Origin of the sequence: Nocardiopsis sp. NPDC050513, assembly GCF_044457925.1 — a bacterium.
Taxonomy (GTDB): domain Bacteria; phylum Actinomycetota; class Actinomycetes; order Streptosporangiales; family Streptosporangiaceae; genus Nocardiopsis.
Map to the genome: position 1 here is coordinate 15798 of NZ_JBITHK010000009.1, position 19672 is coordinate 35469.

A 19672-nucleotide genomic window follows, 5' to 3' on the forward strand; every position below is an offset into this window, starting at 1 on the left:
CTCCCCCCCGCCCCCCCCCCCCCCCTCCCGCCCCCCCCCCCCCCCCCCCCCCCCCCCCCCCCCCCCCCCCCCCCCCCCCCCCCCGCCCCGGGGGCGCGTCCGCGTCCGCGGTCTCATCCCCGCTCGGCCGACTCCCTGAGCCGCACCAGGGTCCGCTCGATGCTCGCAGCGTTCCTCGCGGGCACGCCGGACAGGACGTAGAGCACCGGCAGGCCCCGGCTGTAGTCGAAGGTCTCGGTCACCCTCGTCACGCCCTCGGACAGCTCCTCCAGCTCGTAGCGCCAACGGTGCGGCCCGAGGTGGCGCCAGGCGATCAACCGGTCCTGCTCGAACTCCACGACCCGGTTGGTCATCCGGTACGGCAGCCCGAACACGCGCATGGTCATGCCGAACCGCGACCCGGGCGAGAGCCGGGCCGGACCGGACAGGGCTGCGCGCACGGTGTCCGACCCGTCGAACTCCGGGTGCCGGGCGGGGGTGGCGACGAGGTCGAAGACGTGCTCGGCGGAAGCCTTGACGGTGATGCTCCGCGAGATCTGGTGAGTGGCCATGAGCCGATCGTCTCACCGCTCGACGGCCGCGCGGGACCCGCCCCGGCTCAACCCCGGATCGCGTGCCGCTCCACCCCGGCGAGCACCCCGCCCGCGGCGACGTGCACCACCCAGAACGAGCCCTTGCGCAGCCCCAGCTGCTGGGACACCGGTGCGTCGAGCCGGTCCAGCGCCCCCCGCATCAGGTGCGGCACGAGTTCGCCGTGGGTGCACACCACGGTCGGGCGCCCCTCGGACAGGATGCCCTCGAACGCCTCCCGCGCGGCCTCCACGTCGAACTCCGGGGACTCCCCCCGCCCGGTCCCGCGCACGGTGAAGGCGCGCTCGGTCCGCACCGGGACGTCGGACTCGACGCTGTAGGGCAGCAGCGACTCGGTGCACCGGGCCGCAGCGGACGACACCACGCGGGGCCGCCCGTAGGAGGCCAGCACACGGGGCAGGGCCAGCGCGTCGGTCCGGCCCGCCTCGTCCAGGGGGCGCAGCAGGTCGTTGTCGCGCCAGGCGCGCTTCTCCCCCGCCGACAGGTGCCGCAGCACGATGACCGGGAAGGTCTCGGCGGGCCCGGCACGGAAGTTGTCGAGGACGTGGACGTCGTGTTCGTAGGTGAGGCGCGCCAGGGCGTCCTTCATGGGCACCCACTCGACGGCGTCGACCTCCTCGTTGGGAACGTAGTCGATCGCGCCGCCGGGTTCGGCGGGCGTGGCCGCCCACCACTCGACCTGCTTGGGCCAGCCGTCCTTGAGGTAGCGCTGGGGCGGGAGCCGCCGGCCCAGGACCGGGGTGAGCCCCGTCTCCTCGCGGACCTCGCGCACCGCACCCGTGATGAGGTGCTCGCCGTTCTTGAGCTTGCCCTTGGGCAGCGTCCAGTCGTCGCGGTCGGGCCGCCGGATGAGGACGATCTCGGGCTCACCCCCTCCGCCGTCGCGCCACAGGACGGCGCCGCCCGCGCGGATGGGTTCGAGGTAGCCGCCGACGGCCGTGTCGCGCGGCGGGAAGGCGCTGGTGACGCGCGGCTCCCCCATCGCGCCTCCGGCCGTGCTCGCCGCCTGTGTCTCGTCCCGCGACTCCATCAGGCCTCCACCACCCTGAGGTGGCGCTCGCCGCGCAGCGTCTCCTGCAGGTCCAGGAGCGGCTGGCCCTCCTCGTCGTGGGTGGCGCGGTCCCACGTCCCGTCGGGTTGCAGCCGCCAGGACGAGGTGCCGTCGGACATGGCCAGCTCCATGAGGCCCACCAGGCGCCGGCACTGTTCGGGGTCGGAGACGCGCACGAGCGCCTCCACCCGGCGGTCGAGGTTGCGGGGCATGAGGTCGGCGCTGCCGATCCACACCTGGGGGCGCCAGCCGTTGGCGAAGACGAAGACGCGGGAGTGTTCGAGGAAGCGTCCCAGGACGCTCCGGACGCGGATGTTCTCGGACAGGCCGGGCACGCCCGCGCGCAGGACGCAGCTGCCGCGCACCCACAGGTCGACGCTGACGCCCTCCTGGGAGGCGCGGTAGAGCGCGTCGATGATCTCGCGGTCGACCAGGGAGTTGACCTTGATGCGGATGTGCGCGGGCTCACCCCGGCGTTGGTGCTCGACCTCGCCCTCGATCTGGCGCAGGAGTCCCTCGCGCAGCGCGCCCGGGGCCACGAGCAGGCGCCGGTAGTGCTTCTTGCGGGAGAACCCGGTGAGGCTGTTGAACAGGTCGCTGACGTCCTCGCCGACCTCGGCGGAGGCGCTGAACAGGCCCAGGTCCTCGTAGATCCGGGCGGTCGCGGGGTTGTAGTTGCCGGTGCCGACGTGGCAGTACCGGCGCAGCAGGCCGTCGTCGTCCTGGCGGATGACCATGGACAGCTTGCAGTGGGTCTTGAGGCCGACGACGCCGTAGACGACGTGGCAGCCCGCGTCCTCGAGCTTGCGGGCCCACAGGATGTTGTTCTGCTCGTCGAAGCGGGCCTTGACCTCGACGAGGACCACGACCTCCTTGCCCGCGCGGGCGGCCTCGATGAGCGCCTCGACGATGGGCGAGTCGCCGCTGGTGCGGTACAGGGTCTGCTTGATCGCCACGACCTTGGGGTCGCTGGCGGCCAGGGCGAGGAACCGCTCGGTGGTGGCGGCGAAGGCCTCGTAGGGGTGGTGGACGAGGATCTCGCGCTCGCGGATGGCGGCGAACAGGTCGCCCGAGTTCAGGGCGCGCGGTTCGACGGGGACCAGGGGCGGAAAGCACAGCTCCGGCCGGTCGACGTCGGCGATCTGGGAGAGACCGGCCAGGTTGAGCGGGCCGGGGACCCGGTAGATCTCCTCCTCCTCGGCGCCGAGCTGGTGCGTGAGTATGCCGAGCACCTCGTCGCTGATGGACTGCTCGACCTCCAGGCGCACGAGCGGACCGAAGCGGCGGCGCAGGAGTTCCTGTTCGAGGGACTGGACGAGGTTGTCCGTCTCGTCCTCGTCGACCTCCAGGTCGGCGTTGCGGGTCACGCGGAAGGCGTGGTGCTCGACGACCTCCATTCCCTCGAACAGCTGCGGCAGGTGGGCGGCGATGACGTCCTCGACCGGGACGAACCGGCCGCCCGCCCCGGCGGTGAGCTCGATGAAGCGGGGAAGGGAGCCGGGGACCTTGACGCGGGCGAACATGCGGCGCTCGTCGCGGGGGTCGCGGACGGTGACGGCGAGGTTGAGCGACCGTCCGGAGATGTAGGGGAAGGGGTGGGCGGAGTCGACCGCGAAGGGGGTGACGAGCGGGTAGATGGAGCGCCGGAAGAAGCCGTGCAGGTACTCCTGCTCGGTGGCGTCGAGGTCGTTCCAGCGCACGATGCGGATGCCGACCTCGCGCAGCGCGGGGGCGACGCTGTGCTCGTAGCAGGCCGACTGGCGCAGCATGAGATCGCGGCTGAACTCGGAGACGCGTTCGAGCAGGGCGCGGGGGTGGTGGCCGCTGGAGGAGCGCACGGACAGGCCGGTGGCGATGCGGCGCTTCAGCCCGGCGACCCGGACCATGAAGAACTCGTCCAGGTTGCTGGAGAAGATGGCGAGGAACCGCGCGCGTTCCAAGAGGGGGATCGCCTCGTCCTCGGCGAGTTCGAGGACGCGTTGGTTGAACCGGAGCCAGCCCTCCTCCCGGTCCATGAACCTGTCCGGCGGCAGGTCGGCGATCGTGGTGTCCACTGGTGCTGGCGCTGATTCCGTGCTCACAGGTGGCAGACTCCCCCCTGTTCATGACCGGACGGTGACCTCCCCATGAGGGGAATATGACCGCAGTGCATCCGCTATGGAGCTTCTGTACCCATCCGGACACCTCCACCCTATCTCCGCGCCCGAAGTTTCCCCCGTCTTCACATGGCGGGGGCACCGGCGCACGGATGGTGGACGGGGTGGGTCGCGGACCGGGAGGGCTCAGTCGATGAAGGGTCCGAGCCCCGGCGGCAGGACGATCACGAGGAGCGAGAGGCGCAGGACCACGGTGATCCAGATGTTGCGGAAGCACGTCCACAGGTACCCGTAGAGGAGTCCGCCCGCGCCGTAGGAGAGCAGGGACAGCCAGAGGTCCTGGACGAAGTCGTGGCCGCGCATCTGGACGACGGCGTCGTAGGGCTGGATGACCGCGTAGGTCGACGCGAAGACGGTCGAGGCCACGACGATGCCGGCCCAGCGGCCCAGGATGAACTCCAGTCGGGTCTGGAGCATCCCGCGGTAGAAGATCTCCTCGCACATGCACACGAGCGCGAAGGCGAGCAGGAACCCGACCACGCCGAGCGTGAGCGGCGGCAGCCCGTAGACCGGGGCGAGCTGGTTGCCGACGAGGCCGACCGCGACGCCCACCGGGACGAGGCCGAGCCACCGCCAGGGCTCGCGCACGCCCAGGGCGAGCGAGGGCATGGCGGTGCCCCTGCCGTCGACGGTGACCCCGGAGCGGTCCATCACGAGCATCGGCAGGGTGAACAGGAAGAGCAGCCGGCAGACCAGGGACACCGACATCCGCAGGTCCATGTCGGTCTCGGCCGCGTACAGGGAGGAGATCCACGAGAGGGCCATCATGGACAGGACGAACCCGCTCAGGAACATCAGCAGGTAGCCGAGCTCCCGCCGGATCGGGTGGCCTTCCAGGGCCGCGGCGATCCGGGCGTCGAGCGCGTCCCGGTGGCCGAACCAGCGGACGAGCCCCCAGGCGGCCAGGCCCGCGACGAGCAACGGCCCCCAGACCGACGTGTAGAACGGGAGGGACCGGGTCAGGACCTCGGCGGGCAGCTCGGGGCGCGCGACCATCACCGTGACGATCAGGGCGGCCCACGCGCCCCACGCGACGAGCCCCCAACTTCGCACCTTGGTCACAAGAGTCCCCCCTGGATCAGAGCACCCATTCTGCCCAAGGAGAAACTAAAAGTGATCTAATGACTACGGTATGTCGTCAGTGAGGGTGCGGGCGGCGCGTCGGCCCGGGGCGCGCGCCCCGGGCCGGTCCGGTCTCCGCCGGGGCGCTCAGAAACCGTTGTCCAGCACCGAGCGGAGGAAGGACTTCGTCCGCTCCTCGCGCGGGTCCTCGAAGATCTGCTCCGGAGTCCCCTCCTCGGCGATCCGGCCCTTGTCGAACATCAGGACACGGTGCGACACGTCCCGCGCGAAGCCCATCTCGTGGGTCACGCACAGCATGGTGATGTCCGTGGACTCGGCCACCTGGCGCAGCACGTCGAGGACGCCCGCGACCAGCTCCGGGTCCAGCGCTGAGGTGACCTCGTCCAGCAGGAGGATGTCCGGCCGCATCGCCAGCGCGCGGGCGATCGCGACGCGCTGCTGCTGGCCTCCGGACAGCTGCGTCGGATGGGCGTCGATCTTCTCGCCCAGGCCGACCAGCTCCAGCAGCTCCACCGCCCGCTCGTTGGCCTCGTCCTTGGACAGTCCGAGGACGTGCACGGGCGCCTCGGTGACGTTCTTGCGGACCGTCATGTTGGGGAACAGGTTGAACTGCTGGAACACCATGCCGATGCTGCGGCGCCTGCGCCGCAGGTAGCTCTCGCCGGCGGGGACCAGGCGGTCGCCCCGCCGCATGTGGCTGAACGGCTCCCCGGCCACGTCGATGCGGCCCTCGGTGACCTTCTCCAGGGTCATGAGGAGGCGGAGGATCGTGGTCTTGCCCGAACCGCTGGGGCCGATGAGCGTGACCCGCTCGCCGGGTTCGACCGAGAAGTCGAGGTGGTCGAGCACGGTGAGATCGCCGAACCGCTTGACCACCTGGTCGAAGACGATCTGCGGCTGCCCCTCGGCCCCCTGGGGTGCTTCGGCGGACGGGGCGTCAGACGGCGGCATAGCGTCGCTCCAGTCGTCGGATGATGATGGCGGAGGGGATGCTCACCGCGAGGAAGAGGAAACCGACGAGGGTGTAGGCCTCCACGACCCGGAAGCTCGCGCTGCCGATCCGCTGGGCCTCGGTGAGCAGCTCGGCCACACCGATCGCGAAGAGCATCGGCGTGTCCTTGAACATCGCGATGAGGTAGTTGCCCAGGGCGGGGATGACCTTGCGGATGGCCTGGGGCAGGACGATCGCGCCCCACGTACGGCTGGCCGGGAGGCTCAGCGCGCGGGCCGCCTCCCACTGCCCCCTGGCCACTCCCTCGATGCCCGAGCGGTACACCTCCGCGGTGTAGGCGGAGTAGTGCACGCCAAGGACCGCCACGCCGACCGTCATCCCGGTGATCGTCGAGGGGGCGAGGAGGAAGACGAACACCAGTTGGACCACGAGCGGGGTCGTGCGGATGAACTCCATGACCCCGTGCACGACCGCGCCGACCACGGGCACTCGTCGGACGACGGCGATCAGCAGGCCGAGGGTGAGCGCGATGAGGTAGCCCATCACCGTGACCTGGACCGTGACCCACAGGCCGGACAGCAGGTCGGGCATGGCCTCCGCGGTGAACTCCAGGTCCCAGAACATCATGAGCTCCCACCGCCCCCGGTGGCTCCGGCGACGGCCGGGTGCCGCAGGAGGGCCCCCAGACCGGTGCCGCCCGGCGGTGTGCGGCCCAGCTTGCGGTTGGCGCGGCGTTCGAGGAGGCGCATGCCGAAGATCAACACCTGGGCGATGAGGAAGTAGAGGACGAGGGCGCCGAAGAAGGCCGCGATCGTCTCACCGGTGGCCTGGCGCATCTGCTGCGCGACGGCGGTCAGGTCGACGACGCCGATGAGGTAGGCGACGGCGGTGGCCTTCATCAGCTCGATGACCAGGTTGCCGAACGTGGGCAGCATCTGCGCCCACGCCTGCGGCAGGACGACCAGCCGCAGGCGCTGGAACCAGGAGAGGTTGAGCGCGACCGTGGCCTCCACCTGCGCCTTGGGCACCGCGTTGATCGCCGCCCGGACCACCTCGGCACCGTAGGCGCCGACGTTGAGCCCCACGGCGAGGATGGCGGCGAACCGGTCCTCCAGCTGGAAGCCGGTGAGCTGTGGCAGGGCGTAGGCCATCCAGAACATCAGCACCAGGGCGGCGATGCCCCGGAAGACCTCCACGTAGACCGTGGCCACGGCCCTGGGCAGCCAGTGGGGGACGGTCCCCAGGATGCCGAAGGCCATGGCCAGGACGAAGGCCAGGGCACTGCCGCCGATGGTGAGCTGGACGGTGACCCACGCGCCGTCGAGATAGAGCGGGAGCCGCTCGATCAGGAACTGCACGTCGGGATCAGCCCTCGCAGAGTTCGGCGGTCGTGGTGTCGTCGGGCAGGTCGGCCTCGGTGAAGCCCCACTCCTCGCCGAGTTCCAGGAGGCGTCCGCTCTCCCTGAACTCGGCGATCACGCGGTTGATCTCCTCCAGCAGCTGGGTGTCCTCCTGGCGCAGGGCCAAGCCGCCCCAGCCGCGCTCCTCCCGGCCGTCGATCTCGGGGAAGAAGGCCTCGGTGACCTCGAAGGGCCCGCCTCGGTCGAGCAGCAGGTAGGTGTGGGACACGCTCAGCATGGACATCGCGTCGACACGGCCGGACTCCAGCAGTTCGTATCCGGTGGTCTGGTCCGGGATCAGCTCCAACTGGCCCTCGGGCACCTCGAAGTACTCCGCGTAGGACTGCTCCACGGACCCGTTGAGGACCGCGAGGCGCAGGTCGGAGTTCTCGGTGAACGAGGTGAAGTGCGTGATGTCGTTCGGGTTGCCCTCCTCGACGAGGAAGGCCTCGGGCGAGGTGGCGGTGGGTTCGCTGAAGGCGACCTGTTCGCAGCGCTCCGGGGTGATGAACATGCCCGCGGCGATGACGTCGAACCGGTTGGCCTGCAGCCCGGGGATGAGCCCGTCCCAGGCGACCGGGGAGGCCTGGATCTCGGGGACGCCCAGTTCCTCGAACACCGCGGCGGCCACGGCCGGGGACTGGCCGGCGGGCTCGCCCGCGTCGTCGATGAAGCCGAAGGGGATCTCGTTGGCCAGTCCGACCGCGACGAAGCCCTGCTCACGCAGGCGCTCCAGGGTCGACGGGCCGCCTTCACCGCCTCCGTCCTCCACCCTGCTGCACGCGGCGAGACCGGCCACCGCCAGGCCCACCCCTCCGAGTCGGAACGCGTCCCGGCGACCCAGGGCACCTCGGTTGACCGCTGACACCTGCTTCTTCACGACTGCTCCTCGTGGAACGTCAGTGCGGCGCCGCGTCCGTGGGACGGCGGCACCGCGCATTCGGATGGGGACGCCTGTGTGGGTTCGGGTCCGCGGCCGAGTCGCTCCGCGGGTCCCAGCCGTCGAACGGGACACGGGTCGACGGCGTAGACACGGGTCTCTCCCTCCCCGAGCGCGCCCAGCAGTAACGAGGCAGGTTTAGTCCGTTATGCACTGGTTATGCGCACTCGACCACCGGATGAACGACCCTCACAGGCGTGCATGGCGGGTCACCTGTGACTTGTGACCCTGGGTGTGAAATCCGGTCACCCAGGGGCTCCGGTGCCACGCACGACTGTGGGCGGAGCCCGAGACCACGGACCCCGCCCACGCGTTCACACCCGGTTGTCAGGAGACCGCGGTGTCCTCCGACTCCGGCTCCTCGACGATGAGCGGGTACACGCCGTTCTCATCGTGCACCTCGCGCCCGGTCACGGGCGGGTTGAACACGCACAGGACGCGGAAGTCCTCCTTGATGCGCAGCGTGTGCTTCTCGTGGCCGTCGAGCAGGTAGAGGGTGCCGGGGGTGATGATGTGCTTCTCCCCGGTCTCCTCGTTGGTGAGCTCGGCCTCACCCTCGATGCAGTGCACCAGCTCGACGTGGTTGGCATACCACATCGTGGTCTCCGTGCCCGCGTACAGCACGGTCTCGTGGAAGGAGAACCCCACGCCCTCCTTCGCGAGGATCATCCTGCGGCTGCGCCAGTTGCCGTGCTTGACGTCGCGGTCGGTGCCGTTGACGTCGTCCACGCTGCGAATGATCACTGATAACTCCCTACGCGCTCGTGCGCCGTCGCTTTGATCCATTGAACACGGTCGGGGGCCGTCCGGCATCCCGGTTCGGGACACCGAACGACCCCGTGCCCGCCACCCCTCACCAGGGCTGACGGCTACACCGGCTGGGCGACCTTCACGGCCGCGCGCGCGGCGTCGGCCATGATGTCGAGCCCGGCCTTGAGCTCCTCCTCCGTCGTGGTGAGCGGCGGGAGCAGCTTGGCGACCTCGTCCTCGGGACCGGAGGTCTCCACGAGCAGGCCGCGCTCGAAGGACTCCGCGGCGACCCGCTTGGCGATCGAGGTGTCCTCGAAGGCCAGACCGCGGGCCAGGCCCCGGCCGCGCACGTGCGCGCCGACCTGCGGGAACTCACCGGCGATCTCCGTGAGGCGGGCGGCGACCATGTCGCCCTTGGCCCTGGTCTCCCGGGCGAAGGCGTCGTCGCTCCAGTAGCGGCGCAGCGCCTCGGCGCCTGTGACCATCGCCGGGTTGAAGCCGCGGAAGGTGCCGTTGTGCTCGCCCGGCTCCCACACGTCCAGCTCGCGCTTGAACAGCGTCAGGGCCATCGGCAGACCGTAGCCGCTGATCGACTTCGACAGCGTGACGATGTCCGGGGTGATCCCGGCCTCCTCGAAGCTGAAGAAGCCGCCGGTGCGGCCGCAGCCCATCTGGATGTCGTCGACGATCATGAGGATGTCGTACTCGCGGCACAGGGCGGACAGCTCGCGCAGCCACTGGGCGCTGGCCACGTTGATGCCGCCCTCGCCCTGGACGGTCTCGACGATGACCGCGGCGGGCTTGTCCAGACCGCTGCCGCTGTCGTCCAGCAGGCTGCGCAGCCACAGGAAGTCCGGCGTCTGGCCGTCCATGTAGTTGTCGAACGGCATCGTGGCGACGTGCCCGAGGGGCACACCGGCGCCGCCGCGCTTCATGGAATTGCCGGTGACGGCCAGGGCGCCCAGGGTCATGCCGTGGAAGCCGTTGGTGAAGTTGACGATCGTCTCGCGACCGGTGTACTTGCGGGCGAGCTTGAGCGCGGCCTCGACCGCGTTGTTGCCCGCCGGGCCGGGGAACTGGACCTTGTAGTCCAGGCCCCGGGGTTTGAGGACGACGTCCTCGAAGGTCTCCAGGAAGTCCCGTTTGGCGACGCTGTAGGCGTCGAGGCTGTGCACGATCCGATCGTCGGTGAGGTACTCGATGAGCGATGCCTTCAACTCCGGGTTGTTGTGCCCGTAGTTGAGGGACCCCGCCCCGGCAAAGAAGTCCAGGTAGGGCCGACCGCTCTCGTCGTAGACGTGGCTCCCGATGGCCTTGTCGAAGACGACGGGCCAGTTCCGGCAGTATCCGCGGACTTCGGATTCGAGGCGCTGGAAGGTCTCCATCGTGGGTTCCTTGGTTCCTTTCCCCAGGTTCGTGGGCTCAGGGCTGTGACGACGGGGTGTCAGGATCGGTCGATCCGGTGCGGATGGTCAGGCACGCTCTTCGCTGGTCCGGTCCCCGAAGGGTCCGATACGCACGAGGTCCTCGGGCTCGTGGGGAGTCCCGCCGCCGTGCGGGAAGTGCTCCCCGGTGAAGAGAGGGCTCCACGCGATCTCCGCGCCCCGGTCGCGGGCGAACGAGGCGAAGAGTGCGCGTGAGGCGGTGTTGTCGGGCGTGACGGTCGCTTCGAGGTAACTCAGTCCCAGGTCGGCGAACCGGTCACCCACAAAGTCAAGCATGCGGCGCGCCAGTCTCTGCCCGCGGTACTCGGGATCGACGGCGACCTGCCAGAGGAAGTACGTGTCCGGGCTGTCGGGGCGCACGTAACCGGTGACGTAGGCGGCGACACGGCCGGCGTCGTCGCGGGCGACGACGCTGGTCCTGGCGAAGTCCCGGCACCAGAGCGTGTAGGCGTACGGGGAGTTCACGTCCATCCCCGTCTCTCCCGCCAGCCGCCACATGCGCGGCCCGTCCTCCGGGGACGGGTGCGACAGGCGCACGTCCCCCCGGCCCGCGGCCCCTGTGGTCCCGGAGCTGTTCGCCCCGCCGTCGGCTCGGTCGCGTGCTTGGAGGTTCGTTCGTAGATGTGGCACGTCGATCGAACTTAGCGAACGAATGTCAATGACGTTTCAGAGAGACTCCGCGTACATGTTTCATCTGTTCGCCATCGGGTATGGCTCGTTTATTTAGCAGCGGCGCACCAGCCTGACCAGGGCGTTCGCGAGAGAGGCGCAGAGTGGGCCTCCGGCCGCCAGCCCCCTGTCCATCAGGGACTTCGACGGTCCGACCGGGGTCCGGATTCGGGGCGCGCCCGCGCAACCGCCGCTGTGCGGCCGACAGCACTCAGGGTCAAACATAGAGCCTTACTGAGCAATATTAACAGTGCGTTAAGTCACATCAATTCGGTGGAAACCTAGCGACATAACGCCTCTCCGACCCGGAGGGCGCCCCGGCGCCGCGTCGGGACCGCCCACGGAAAGCGGCTCTGGACAGGGACTTCCCTCCCGCCCCGTCGACCGGCGCGCCCTCCGCCGGGCGCCCGGCCGGACGCGCGGGCGGGCCGCGCGGGATCGCGCACGGGCGGTCGGCGCCCTTGATGTCTCGCCCACTTTCGAGCAGACTCCGTGTAGTACTACATCTGGTCGTACTACACTTGGTCGCATCGCTTCGCCGCAGACCAGACGGGTCAAGCACCCGGCAGCCGTGGTGAGGACGAGGACGCGCCCGCCGTGGGACCCGCGGCGCGGCCACTGACCACGGATCGCAGCCACGGATCGGAGGCGCACGTGAACCGCCTTTACCACGAGAGCGAGGACTGGGTCGAGAGAGGGAAGTGCCGTTCCCACGACCCGGAGATCTTCTTCCCGGTGAGCAGCACCGGGATCGGGCGCGCCGACACGGAGCAGGCCGTCGCCGTCTGCGGCGGCTGCGCCGTTCGCCAGGAGTGCCTGCGGTGGGCCCTGCGAGCCGGGGAGGCCCACGGCGTCTGGGGTGGAACGACCCCGGAGCAGCGCCGCTACATGCGACGCGAGCTGGTTCCCGCCTCCTGAGGTCGCGGAAGGGGTCGTCGGGCGCGCGGGGGAACGTGCCGGACGGCCCCTTCTCCTCGTGTGTGGCCTCTCCCCGTGCCGCCTTGCGGCCCCGGAGGGCACCGCATAGTTTCGATCCCGTGCGGCCCCGGCCCTCTCCGCCGGTGCGCGCACCCGCCCCGAGCACTGGGAGAAGACGAAGACATGGCCTCCACCGAGACCACGCGCGCCCTCGACCCGGCGGCCGACCGCCGCCTCCCGCGCCTGATCGCCGCCGCCGCGGCTCCGCTGACCGCGGGCGCGCTGGCGCTGGTCCCCGCCCCCGCCCTCGCGCACGACGTCCTGACCGGTTCCTCCCCCGAGGACGGCGCCATCCTGGACGCGGCTCCCGAGGAGGTCGTGCTGACCTTCAACAACGCGCCGATGGCGTCCGACAGCGCCAGCGACGTCGTCGTCACCGGCCCGAACGGCGAGCAGTACCAGGAGGAGGGGGCCCTGGAGTTCGACGAACTCGACGTCACCGCCGGCCTGCTGCCCCTCGACGAGGCGGGGGCGTACACCATCGGCTTCCGGGTCGTCTCCTCCGACGGCCACCCCATCCAGGACTCGCTCACCTTCACGCTGACCGAGGACGCCGTGGCCGGGGCCGCCGCCGAGTCCGCGCCCGCGGACGACGCGGCCTCGGAGGGCGCCGCCGAGGAGGAGGCCGCGGACGAGGAGGACACCGCGATCGAGGCCGACGAGGCCGCCGCCGAGTCCGAGGGCCCGTCGGCGGTCGCGCTCGGGATCGTGGGTCTCGCGGTGGTCGTGGCCGTCGCCATGGTCGTTGCCGTGGCCGTGGTGCTGCGCTCCCGCGCCGCGTCGGAGTCCGGCGGCGACCAGGGCTGACCCTCCCGCGGAACGGCGGCGGGGCCCGGACGTCGTGTCCGGGCCCCGCCGCGTCGGGTTCAGACGCGGCGCGCGAGCAGGATGCTGATGTTGTCCTTGCCGCCCGCCTCCATGGCCGCCTGCCACAGGGCGTGCACGGCGGCCTCGTCGCTCCCGGCCTCGGCGATCATCCGCTCCATCTCGTCGGGCAGGACGAGGTCGGACAGGCCGTCACTGCACATGAGCCAGGCGCTGGGGTCGGCGCCCTCGTCCCTGCCCACGTGCGGAACCATCGCGCCGCCGGCGCTGCCGCCGAGGGACTGGGTGATGAAGTTCGTGGTCACGGGGCGGCCGTCCTCGGAGGGCGGGAGCGCGGGCGAGTCGTCCTCCGAGAGCTGGCGCAGGCGGCGCCCCTCCAGGCGGTACGTCCGGGAGTCGCCGACGTTGAACCAGAAGTTGCCGTCGTTGTTGAGCAGGACGCCGGCGACCGTGGTCCCCATCCCGGAGAACTCGGTGTGCTGGGTCGCGTGGTCCTTGATCTCCTCGTCGATGTTGGTCAGCAGCTGGGCGATCTCGTCCGGGCCCTTGAGGCGCGGTCCCACCTCGGCCATGCGGTGCACGGCGTGCTCGGAGGCGATCTCGCCCGCGGCCTGACCGCCGATGCCGTCGGCGACGGCCAGGATGACGGGCTCACTCACCGGCAGAACGCAACGGACCGGCGAGGTCATGTTGGCGCTGGCGACGGTGAGCGCGCCCATGACGACGGAGTCCTCGTTGGCGGGACGGACAGCGCCCCGGTGCGTGAGGGCCGTGACGATGACTTCCCCACCAGCGACACCCATACGCCCTTCCTCCCGTTTCTTCGGCCGTGGCCGGTTGCCCGGCGTAGGCCGCCGGACGTTGCTCGAGTCCCGTTCAACGCGTGGATCCTGTAACCGTACCGAGGTACCGGCGGAGTCGGTCAGAATCCGCGTACATCATGGCGGAAAACACCCGGATACGCAGTTCCCACCCGGGTTCTCGCCGCCGAAAGCGTCGTGGTCGATGTGCCGGTGGTGAGCGGTGTCCAGTCCCGTTGTTCCTGTCCGACAGTAGCGGCGTTGGCCCGACCGCGACAGTGCACACCGGCCCGGATCGGGAACGCACAGGGCAGAGGGCTTCCGAGGGGGTTACGGACCGCCCTGAAGCCCCCCTTTGGAACGGTCGGCGGGACGCGGTCACGTTGTGGCGCACCGGACCGTCTGGCAGAATGGGCGCCGTTGGGTGTCTAAGACGCAGACACACACGACCTCGCCCCGAGCGCCGCCCCGATCCGCGCACGGTGGCTCGATCTCCCTACCGGTCGTTTGGTGTGGTCTCCGTGCGTCTGCCCTCCTCCTCCCTTCCTCTCCGCCGCCTGGCTCCCGTGCGCACTCCGTGCGTGCGGTGTTCAGTGCTGCCCGTTTCCCGCCCGGGGGGCTCCGACCCCGCTCCGGAGTCACCTCGGGCCCACCCGTCGCCCGCGACCGCCCTTCAGGGGCGCTTCGCGCGGGGACGACCCACCTCGACGGACGGCCCCCGGCCGCAGCATCCATCAACGACGGACACCGTTCCGTGTCCAAGGAGTCCAGCCCAGTGAAGATCGCCATGGTCGCCGAACACGCCAATCCCCTCCCCGCCCACCGCGGGGAACCGGCCTGCCCAGCGAGTCTGCACGCCTGTGCCGTGTCACGGCAGCTCGCCAAACGCGGCCACAAGGTGACGGTGTACTCGCGCCGGAGCGGCCCCGAACAGCCCGACGGCCGCACCCGCATGTCGCGCGGCGTGTCCGTCGTCTACCTCGACGCGGGGCCGGCGCGCCCCCTCGGCGACGACGAGGAGGCCGAGCACACCGGCGCCTTCGGCAGCGCCCTCGCCACCGCCCTCGACGAGGAGGACCCGGACGTCCTCCACGCCGTGGGGTGGACCAGCGGCCTGGCCGCCCTGCACGCCCAGGCGCACTGCGAACGCGACCAGAGCGGCACCCCGATCGTCCAGACCTTCCACTCGCTCAACGCCAGCGAACAGCGCTCCGGCCTCTCCCACCAGCCCGAACGCGCCCGCATGGAGACGATCCTCGCCTCCCGCGCCGACCACGTCCTGGTCAACTCCACCGACCAGCAGGGGGAGCTCGCCCGCCTCGGAGTGCCCCGCCACCAGGTGAGCGTCGTCCCGTTCGGGGTGGACACCGACCACTTCAGCGTCGAGGGCAGCGCCTCCTCGGAACCCTGGCGGACCCGCCGCGAGGAGCGGCCCCGCCTGGTCTCGGTCACCTCCCTGGACGGACCCGGCGGCGCCGACCGGCTCGTGGAGGCGATGGTCCGCCTGCCCGAAGCGGAGCTGCTCATCGTCTCCACCGCCGAGGACCGCGACGTCGCCCTCGACGAGAACGCCCGCGCCGTCGAGCTCCTCGCCAAGGAGGCCGGCGTCGACGACCGCGTCCACCTCACCGGTCCCGTCGAGCGCAAGGAACTGCCCCGGCTGCTGCGTTCGGCGGACGTGTACGTGTCCGCGGCCGCCTACGACCCCTACGGCGGAGCCGTGGTGGAGGCCATGGCCTGCGGACTTCCCGTGGTCGCCACCGCCACGGGCGCCATTCCCGGCGCGGTGCTGCACCGCACCAGCGGCGTGCTGATGCGCTTCGGGCACCCCGACGAGGTGGCCCGCGCCGTGCGCGCCGTCCTCAACACACCGACGATGAGCTCGGCGTACGGCATCGCCGCCGCCGACCGCGCCCGTTCCCGGTTCACGTGGCAGCGCATCGCGGTGGAGACCGAGCTCGCCTACCGGCGTTCCCTGCCCCAGACGCCGGAGCCCGACGGCTCCGACGAGGACGAGACCGACGGCCTCCTGCTGTCGACGACCTCGGGCTGAGCCGTGTCCCCGCTCCCGCCGCGCACGTGCGCCCGGCCCCTCGGAGCCGCCTCCGAGGGACCGGGCTCGGAGTGGGTACACCTCAGATGACGGCGCACGCACCCGGGCGCCGCGCCCCCGAACGCGAACCCTCAACGATGACCTTCGAACACCAGGGCCTGCTCTTCCACCGCGAGCAGAGGCTCCACGACGTGGCCCGGCAGCGGTTGCGGTCCGCCGTACGCGAGGACGCGTACGCCGTGCTCGCGGTCAGCGCGTGCCGCGCCGCCGCACTGACCGAGGGGCTCGGCGACGCGGAGCGGGACCGGGTGCACGTCATCGACCGCACCGCGCTCTACTCCGCCCCCGGCAGGACGCTCGCCGTCCTGCACCGGCTGGCCCTCACGCACGGACCCGCTCCCGTGACCGTGGTCGCCGAGCCGCCGCTCGCCGGCGGCTCGGCGATGGAGCTGCGGGAGTGGCTGCGTCTGGAGTCCGTGCTGTCCACCGCGTTGGCACCGATGCCGCTGCGGCTGCTGTGCGTGCACGACGCGCGCCGCCTCGCCCCGCACGTGCGGTCGGCGGTGCGGGCCACCCACCCGGTGCTGGTGGGGCCGGACGGTCCCCGGTCCAACGGCGCGTACCTGGGGACCGCGGCGTTCGGGGTCCGGCCGACCGCGCCGGAGCCGCTGCCGGTCACGGGCCCCGTCCACCAGTTGGAGATCGGGCTGTCCCTGCCCCGCCTGCGCCAGGAGCTCACCCACCTGGGACGGGCGGCGGGCTGGCCGGAGCACCGGGTGGACGACCTGGTGGTGGCGGTGAACGAGCTGGCCGCCAACGTGCTGGAGCACGGGGCCGGCAAGGGCACGGTGACCGTGTGGCGGGCGCCGGAGCGCTGGGTGTGCGACGTGTTCGACGAGGACGGCGGTCTGGTCGACCCGCTGACCGGCTACCGTCCGGCCGACGGAACCCGACCGCGCGGGTACGGGTTGTGGATCGCCCGGCAGACCTGCGACTTCCTGGAGATCTGCGGCAGCGGCGCGGGGTCTCTGGTGCGGCTGCACTTCCTGGACCGGGAGTACTCCCCCCGGGCAGGCGGGGCCGGCTGAGGAGGGCGGGTGGGCCCCCTTTCCTGGATCACTCACCCGAGGGGGCGCCCGATCACGGTCCGGGACGAAGGACCGGAGCGGGCACGGCCTACGGGCGGAGGGCGTCCACGGCGGCGCCGGTGCTCGCCATGATGGGGATGACCTGGTCGATCCCGGCGATCACGAACAGGCGGTTGACCTGCTGCTGGGGTTCGGCGACCACGAGGCCGACGCCGAGGTCGCGCGCCTGCCGGTAGGCGGCGACGAGCACTCCGATGCAGCGGGAGTCGCAGAAGGCGACCTTGGCCAGGTCGACCACCACCGACTGGGGCGGATCCTCGGACAGGAGCCCGTCGAGGACCCCGGCCAGGGCCGGAGAGGTCACCGCGTCCATCTCCCCCGCGGGGGTGACCACGACGACGCCATCCTCGCGACGGATCGAGATGTCTGACGTCACTCTCGGTTCTCCTTGTCGTTCCGGGAGGGCAACGCCCATCATCCCGGCTTTCGGTCACGCTCGGGACTCATCCTTGTTCGATGTCCCGCCGTTCAACGCCCGTCCACCCGCGGACGACGGGGCCGCGCCTGCGCTCCGGTGTTCTCGGCGACGAGGTCGCGCGCCACGTCCACGACCTTCTTCCGGTTGCGTTGGGCGACCTCGCGCAGCGCCGTGAAGGCCGTGTCCGCGTCGCAGGCCCGCGCGTGCATGATGATCCCCTTGGCCTGGTCGATCACCGTACGCGCCGACATCGCCCGGCGCATGTGCGCGGTCTCGCGGGCCACGTCGGCCTGGCGGCCCACGCTGATCAGGGCCACGGCCGCGTGCTCGGCGAGCAGGGCGGTGAGGGGGACCACGACGTCCTCGTCGAAGGCGTCGGCGCGGCCGGAGTGCACCCCGAACGTCACGACCCGGTCGTCCTCGCCCTCGTCTCCGGGGATGAGGCTGGGCTGCGTGATCGAGGAGCGGTCGCCGCACTGCACGGCCATGCTCGTGTACCGGGGCCAGCGGTGTTCGCGCAGGACGTCGCCGACGCGCACCTGGCGCATCTCGCGCACCGCCTCCACCGTGGGCCCGTGGTCGCTCGTGTACTGGTGCTCGAAGGCCTCGGACAGGTCGGCGTGCGATGCGCCGTAGTCGACCACGACGTGCCGGACGGACCCGTCGGGGCCCGTCACCTCCCGCCAGACCACGACCAGGGCGGCGGAACACCCGGGCACGCCCACCGCGGCGGCCCGGCTCATCTGGTCCAGAGCTCGTTCGAGGGTGGCGTTCTCGGTCTGGGCCAGTGCCCCGATGTCACGCGCCAGGCGTTCGATCCACACCGTGCCACCTCACTTCCGCGCTCCCTGCCCCTGTTCAACGGTAACCCTGGTGGGCGCAACCCCCCGCATCCGTTAGCGTCGGTGGGTGACAACGGTGTCAGGGCCCCGGGAACGGGTACCGCCGAAGACGCGATCGACGACGACGGAGACCTGAGCGTGTCGGAGAACCTCACGGGGCTGCGCAGGGAGATCACCGCTCTGGGCGAGCGGGTGGCCGCCCTGGTGAGCACCCATGCCATGTATCCCGACGACGCCCGGGGCACGGCCGAGGCGGCGCTGGCGGAGCTGGAGTACGCCGAACGCCTGCTGGGCGAGGCGGACGACCTGCTCGGCCGCGCCCAGTCCGAACAGCCCGGACCGCGACGGCCGGGTGACGACGGCGACCGGATACTGCTGCGCGCCATGTTCGCGGAGCTGAGCGTTCCGGTGGTTCTGCTCGACCACGACGGCCACATCCGGCGGATCAACAACGCCGGGGCCGCCCAGCTCGGCAGCGCGCCCGGATACCTCACCGGCAAGCCCTTCGCCCACTTCGTCGACCTGCGCAGACGCGCGACGATGCGGTCGTGGTTGGCCTCGGTGCTGCGCGGTGACGGGCCCGCCTCGCTGGAGTCGCGCCTGGCCCAGCGCGGGTGGGCGGAGGACGTGCACCTGACCCTGACGCGCCTGGAATTGCCCACGGAGGCGCAGCCGCTCGTGCTGGTGGCGATGTCACCGCCGATGAGCGGATCGGAGGAGGAGGGTCCCGCCCCGCTGGAACCGGAGGTGGAGGACCAGGTCGTGGTGCTGGCCGCGCGGCGCCTGGACGTGCTCACCCGGATGACGCGGCTGCTGCTGCGCAGCGCGGGCCCGGGCGGCCGGGGCGAACCGCTCGCGCTGGCCGACGCCGCCGAACTGCTGGCGGACTCCTACGCCGACTGGGTGATCGTGGACGTGTGCGACCTGCCCACCGGTCCGGACGCCGCCCGACGCGCGGCGGTGGCGGGGCCGCCCGACGCCCCGGAGGAGCTGACGCGGGAGGTGGCCGCCGCCGCGCCGCGCGACTCCGGCATCCCCGGCGACGTCCTGGGCGGCGGCCAGTCGCTGCTGTTCCCGCTGATCGAGGACGAGGGCGTCCTCGGCCACGCCGCGTCGGGCGCACCGCTGCTGGCGGCGCTGGGCGCGGGATCGCTGCTGTCGGTCCCGCTGCGCGGCAGCCGGGGGGTGCGGGGCGCGTTGACCCTGATCCGGCGCAGCAACCGGGGCAGCTTCCGTCTGGCGGACCTGGGACTCATCGAGGAGATCGGCGAGCACATCGGGCTCGCGCTCCCGCCGCGCCCCTCCGCCTGACGCGCGCCGCCGCCTCCCGGGACGTGCCCGGGGCCGACCGCCGCAATAGCGCACCGACCCAATCTCGCTGAGGGGCGGCACCTAACTCCGCGGACCGGAACCCGTTCGCGCGTCGTCCGGCAGCGCGAATCCTCCGCACCGGCGCGGAAATGCCCCAGTCGCATATCGCCATTCCGCGAAGCCCCCCGCGCGCATCGCCCAAAACCGACGTTGAGGGCACTCCGTCCACCGCGGGTTCGACTCCCCCCGCCACGGCGCGC

The 19672-nt window shown here is 71.4% G+C and carries 19 protein-coding genes; 5 read left to right on the forward strand and 14 right to left on the reverse strand.

Going from position 1 to position 19672, the window contains the following annotated elements:
- Window positions 1-113: 113 nt before the first annotated feature.
- The 11 genes from ACIBFB_RS17305 to ectA all read right to left on the reverse strand — a co-directional run bounded on the left by ACIBFB_RS17305 (window position 114) and on the right by ectA (window position 10905).
- Window positions 114-551: an SRPBCC family protein gene (locus ACIBFB_RS17305; protein ID WP_397231185.1), complete on the reverse strand. Its 438-nt coding sequence runs from the start codon at window positions 549-551 to the stop codon at window positions 114-116.
- Window positions 552-598: 47 nt separating this feature from the next.
- Window positions 599-1573, reverse strand: coding sequence for an NUDIX domain-containing protein (locus tag ACIBFB_RS17310; RefSeq protein WP_397231633.1), 975 nt, complete (start codon window positions 1571-1573; stop codon window positions 599-601).
- Window positions 1574-1620: 47 nt separating this feature from the next.
- On the reverse strand, window positions 1621-3696 hold the full coding sequence (locus tag ACIBFB_RS17315; RefSeq protein WP_397231187.1) for an RNA degradosome polyphosphate kinase: 2076 nt from the start codon (window positions 3694-3696) through the stop codon (window positions 1621-1623).
- Between the two features lie 228 nt (window positions 3697-3924).
- Complete coding sequence (locus ACIBFB_RS17320; protein ID WP_397231189.1) at window positions 3925-4860, reverse strand: lysostaphin resistance A-like protein; 936 nt, start codon at window positions 4858-4860, stop codon at window positions 3925-3927.
- Window positions 4861-5007: 147 nt separating this feature from the next.
- Window positions 5008-5832, reverse strand: coding sequence for an ectoine/hydroxyectoine ABC transporter ATP-binding protein EhuA (gene ehuA / locus ACIBFB_RS17325; protein WP_397231191.1), 825 nt, complete (start codon window positions 5830-5832; stop codon window positions 5008-5010).
- Window positions 5819-6457 (reverse strand): ectoine/hydroxyectoine ABC transporter permease subunit EhuD, encoded by a 639-nt coding sequence (gene ehuD, locus ACIBFB_RS17330; protein WP_397231635.1) that lies wholly within the window; start codon window positions 6455-6457, stop codon window positions 5819-5821. Before ehuD ends, ehuA begins: the two co-directional genes overlap by 14 nt.
- A complete protein-coding gene (ehuC, locus tag ACIBFB_RS17335) occupies window positions 6457-7191 on the reverse strand; it encodes an ectoine/hydroxyectoine ABC transporter permease subunit EhuC (RefSeq protein ID WP_397231193.1) in 735 nt (244 codons plus the stop codon). Before ehuC ends, ehuD begins: the two co-directional genes overlap by 1 nt.
- A 7-nt stretch (window positions 7192-7198) precedes the next feature.
- Window positions 7199-8032 carry an ectoine/hydroxyectoine ABC transporter substrate-binding protein EhuB gene (ehuB, locus tag ACIBFB_RS17340; RefSeq protein ID WP_397231637.1) on the reverse strand — a complete coding sequence of 278 codons (834 nt, stop codon included), beginning with the start codon at window positions 8030-8032 and terminating at the stop codon, window positions 7199-7201.
- Between the two features lie 468 nt (window positions 8033-8500).
- Entirely contained in the window at window positions 8501-8917 is a 417-nt protein-coding gene (locus tag ACIBFB_RS17345; protein ID WP_397231195.1) for an ectoine synthase, read from the reverse strand.
- A 125-nt stretch (window positions 8918-9042) separates the two neighbouring features.
- Window positions 9043-10308 carry a diaminobutyrate--2-oxoglutarate transaminase gene (gene ectB / locus ACIBFB_RS17350; protein WP_397231197.1) on the reverse strand — a complete coding sequence of 422 codons (1266 nt, stop codon included), beginning with the start codon at window positions 10306-10308 and terminating at the stop codon, window positions 9043-9045.
- A gap of 87 nt (window positions 10309-10395) precedes the next feature.
- The gene (gene ectA / locus ACIBFB_RS17355) at window positions 10396-10905 is read right to left on the reverse strand and encodes a diaminobutyrate acetyltransferase (RefSeq protein ID WP_397231199.1); all 510 of its coding nucleotides are present in this window, start codon (window positions 10903-10905) and stop codon (window positions 10396-10398) included.
- Between the two features lie 786 nt (window positions 10906-11691).
- Here ectA and ACIBFB_RS17360 point away from each other — a divergent pair.
- Both ACIBFB_RS17360 and ACIBFB_RS17365 read left to right on the forward strand, forming a co-directional pair.
- Window positions 11692-11955, forward strand: a complete 264-nt coding sequence (locus ACIBFB_RS17360; RefSeq protein ID WP_397231201.1) for a WhiB family transcriptional regulator — start codon at window positions 11692-11694, stop codon at window positions 11953-11955.
- Between the two features lie 183 nt (window positions 11956-12138).
- Complete coding sequence (locus tag ACIBFB_RS17365) at window positions 12139-12822, forward strand: copper resistance protein CopC (RefSeq protein WP_397231203.1); 684 nt, start codon at window positions 12139-12141, stop codon at window positions 12820-12822.
- Between the two features lie 59 nt (window positions 12823-12881).
- On the opposite strand, the gene ACIBFB_RS17370 is transcribed toward ACIBFB_RS17365, so the two are convergent.
- Window positions 12882-13643 carry a PP2C family protein-serine/threonine phosphatase gene (locus ACIBFB_RS17370; protein ID WP_397231205.1) on the reverse strand — a complete coding sequence of 254 codons (762 nt, stop codon included), beginning with the start codon at window positions 13641-13643 and terminating at the stop codon, window positions 12882-12884.
- A 772-nt stretch (window positions 13644-14415) separates the two neighbouring features.
- On the opposite strand from ACIBFB_RS17370, the gene ACIBFB_RS17375 reads away from it, so the two are divergent.
- Together ACIBFB_RS17375 and ACIBFB_RS17380 are read left to right on the forward strand one after the other, a co-directional pair.
- Window positions 14416-15693 (forward strand): glycosyltransferase, encoded by a 1278-nt coding sequence (locus ACIBFB_RS17375; RefSeq protein ID WP_397231207.1) that lies wholly within the window; start codon window positions 14416-14418, stop codon window positions 15691-15693.
- A 137-nt stretch (window positions 15694-15830) separates the two neighbouring features.
- Window positions 15831-16781, forward strand: coding sequence for an anti-sigma factor RsbA family regulatory protein (locus ACIBFB_RS17380; protein WP_397231209.1), 951 nt, complete (start codon window positions 15831-15833; stop codon window positions 16779-16781).
- Window positions 16782-16869: 88 nt separating this feature from the next.
- On the opposite strand, the gene ACIBFB_RS17385 is transcribed toward ACIBFB_RS17380, so the two are convergent.
- Together ACIBFB_RS17385 and ACIBFB_RS17390 are read right to left on the reverse strand one after the other, a co-directional pair.
- On the reverse strand, window positions 16870-17217 hold the full coding sequence (locus ACIBFB_RS17385) for an STAS domain-containing protein (protein WP_397231211.1): 348 nt from the start codon (window positions 17215-17217) through the stop codon (window positions 16870-16872).
- Between the two features lie 92 nt (window positions 17218-17309).
- The gene (locus tag ACIBFB_RS17390; protein WP_397231213.1) at window positions 17310-18083 is read right to left on the reverse strand and encodes an ANTAR domain-containing response regulator; all 774 of its coding nucleotides are present in this window, start codon (window positions 18081-18083) and stop codon (window positions 17310-17312) included.
- A gap of 156 nt (window positions 18084-18239) precedes the next feature.
- On the opposite strand from ACIBFB_RS17390, the gene ACIBFB_RS17395 reads away from it, so the two are divergent.
- Complete coding sequence (locus ACIBFB_RS17395; RefSeq protein WP_397231639.1) at window positions 18240-19412, forward strand: PAS domain-containing protein; 1173 nt, start codon at window positions 18240-18242, stop codon at window positions 19410-19412.
- The last annotated feature ends 260 nt before the right edge of the window (window positions 19413-19672 follow it).

What these genes read in the sequence shown, in the direction of transcription:
- ACIBFB_RS17305 (WP_397231185.1), bottom strand. Translation starts at nt 551, where the DNA reads ATGGCCACTCACCAGATCTCGCGGAGCATCACCGTCAAGGCTTCCGCC.
- ACIBFB_RS17310 (WP_397231633.1), bottom strand. Translation starts at nt 1,573, where the DNA reads ATGGGGGAGCCGCGCGTCACCAGCGCCTTCCCGCCGCGCGACACGGCC.
- ehuA (WP_397231191.1), bottom strand. Translation starts at nt 5,832, where the DNA reads ATGCCGCCGTCTGACGCCCCGTCCGCCGAAGCACCCCAGGGGGCCGAG.
- ehuD (WP_397231635.1), bottom strand. Translation starts at nt 6,457, where the DNA reads ATGTTCTGGGACCTGGAGTTCACCGCGGAGGCCATGCCCGACCTGCTG.
- ectB (WP_397231197.1), bottom strand. Translation starts at nt 10,308, where the DNA reads ATGGAGACCTTCCAGCGCCTCGAATCCGAAGTCCGCGGATACTGCCGG.
- ACIBFB_RS17365 (WP_397231203.1), top strand. Translation starts at nt 12,139, where the DNA reads ATGGCCTCCACCGAGACCACGCGCGCCCTCGACCCGGCGGCCGACCGC.
- ACIBFB_RS17370 (WP_397231205.1), bottom strand. Translation starts at nt 13,643, where the DNA reads ATGGGTGTCGCTGGTGGGGAAGTCATCGTCACGGCCCTCACGCACCGG.
- ACIBFB_RS17380 (WP_397231209.1), top strand. Translation starts at nt 15,831, where the DNA reads ATGACCTTCGAACACCAGGGCCTGCTCTTCCACCGCGAGCAGAGGCTC.